This is a genomic window from Atribacter sp. (assembly GCF_035418125.1).
GTDB lineage: Bacteria > Atribacterota > Atribacteria > Atribacterales > Atribacteraceae > Atribacter > Atribacter allofermentans.
This window is the reverse complement of the sequence record NZ_DAOLQM010000324.1, coordinates 1-2,057: the sequence shown is the minus strand read 5'-3', so window position 1 is coordinate 2,057 and position 2,057 is coordinate 1. Positions and strand designations below refer to the sequence as shown.

The window sequence follows — 2,057 nt, the reverse complement described above, 5'->3', positions numbered from 1 at the left end:
TTTGTGGATTAATGCTAAGTTCTATACATTGCAATGGAATTTGTGTTGATAATACCAAGTTTTGTGCTATTATCAAAGACTTTGCTCCTTTGACTGTGCAACCGGCATTAGAGGATTGTCCAACATCTTTAATCATCTGTGATGGGGAACAAATTGTTCTTTTCTGGAAGGCAGAAGCAGCCCTTACCAGTACGATTCACCTTACCGGACCGGGAGGTGAAAGCTATGAATACTCGATCATTGAAGGTCAAGCGACAGTGACTCCCAGGACTTCGGGTTTTTGGTGGATCAAATTTACTGGAAAAGATTGTACTTTTAACAAATCCATATGGGTTCGAGTCATTAAGGGAGAAGAAATACATACCATTATGGCTAACGGAAATAGTGACATAGGATTTTTTTGTGATATCAATCCTAAAAGTGTTTCTAAAAAACTCATTGTCAAAAAAATTCGTTCTGTTAAGTGTGCTGGAATTTCTGAATATTGGGAAAACTGGAGTTGCAAAAAAACTGATTGGAACAACTCAAGTAGTACTTCTTTTAATATCACGAAAGTCGATGGGTCAGCCAATTGTACTTCCTTAGCCGGACATTGGCGTTTTGACCCCATGGCTTTAAGCCAAGGTGGAAATTTCACATACCAAACGAAAACTGTCTGTTTTGATACCATAATTACCTGTGGACCTTGCAATGGAACCTCTTCTGATATTTATCCCACCTCTACTCCTACACCGTGGAGATGAAAACTCCTATCTTGTTTTAAGATAAATACAAAAAAACTTAAAAAAGGAGTTCACCTAAGCAGTCTGATTATTTTATTGATTTCATCAACAAGGGAAACTGAAATAGTTAAAAGTAAACTTAGAGGAAAAAACTGAGAATATCCTTTTTTCGAGATTGGTTGATTTTCCGGATAAGCTCTATTTTATTTGGCGCTCCTCAAATATAAGAAATTGCTTTTAATCTGAGGAGCGCTCAGTTTTTTAGTGACTGCTCGTTTTTTAATTGAATTTTTAACGAATATGCCCGATAATTTCGGTTGACGTCCAACCATTTTCAGCATCGCCAGGGAACAAAACTGAAATTCTTATCGATGACCTTCTTGCAAAAGAAGCTGTATAAGTAAAGGTAGCCATACCACGGCTATTGGTTCGCACTTGTTGAGAACTTAGAGTTCCAAAAGGAGCATCCAATAATAAGTTTTTACCAGGGATTGGCCGACCAGAATAATCTGTTAATCTTATAGAAAATGTTTGAGTAGATCCGGCGTTGAGATTGAATGTTGCTGGTTGTACATTAATAAGAGGTTCAACTTGACCACCATCAACCACGAATTCAGTTCTATTGACTGCATACTGTCCCCCGAATATGGATGAAATACGACTCGGATTTCTTAAAAATTCTTGAATTCTGTTTCGTGGTATGGTGTCGGGAGTTAAAATAATTACAACCCGGTGAGTTCCAACTGGTTCTTTAGCCATAAAGCTAACCATTTGAGGAGAGTTAGCCCGAACAAATTTGTTTTCTTCAATGATTTGAACACTCCCTCCAGGGTTATATTGAGCAAGAGTTATATATCCGCCGATTGTGGTTCGATAACGCAAGTTTACCCTCTCTCCCACTGAATAAAATCCCCCATCACCTCGGTCAGTAGAGAGTGCGATTTGAGGAGAACGAGGCAAAGAACGATGAACTTCGGGTGAAATGTTAAATTGAAAAGTAACTGAGGATTTAGCCAAGACCATGCTTGAAAATCCAGCGAAAATGAGCAGCACTAAGAAGAACTTTAGAAATAAATTGGTATAAACATATTTTTTCATTTTATAAATCCTTTCTTCTTGTTGGGGAGTTTCATACTAATAAATTGTTACTGTATATCCTGAATAAGTTGGATAAAATCTTTCGGTATAAGAAATTCCCCAATCTGTCTCAATCCGAACGATATGTTCTTGATATAATTTAACATTTGCTAAACTAAACAAGCAGCCGTTTGGATTAAGATAAGCATTACCAATTCGATTCCCATCAATATAAACTCTTCCATAAATACTTGACGA

At 37.1% G+C, this 2,057-nt stretch carries 3 protein-coding genes; 1 reads left to right on the top strand and 2 read right to left on the bottom strand.

Translation table 11 applies throughout. The features are described 5' to 3' along the window. On the top strand, positions 1–743 hold a 743-nt coding region (locus PLK24_RS11040), incomplete at its 5' end, for a hypothetical protein (protein ID WP_324479111.1). Positions 744–1,013: 270 nt separating this feature from the next. Here PLK24_RS11040 and PLK24_RS11035 read toward each other — a convergent pair. Continuing rightward, the gene (locus tag PLK24_RS11035; protein ID WP_324479109.1) at positions 1,014–1,820 is read right to left on the bottom strand and encodes a hypothetical protein; all 807 of its coding nucleotides are present in this window, start codon (positions 1,818–1,820) and stop codon (positions 1,014–1,016) included. Between the two features lie 36 nt (positions 1,821–1,856). Beyond that, a partial coding sequence (locus PLK24_RS11030; RefSeq protein ID WP_324479107.1) for a hypothetical protein occupies positions 1,857–2,057 on the bottom strand: 201 nt, incomplete at its 5' end.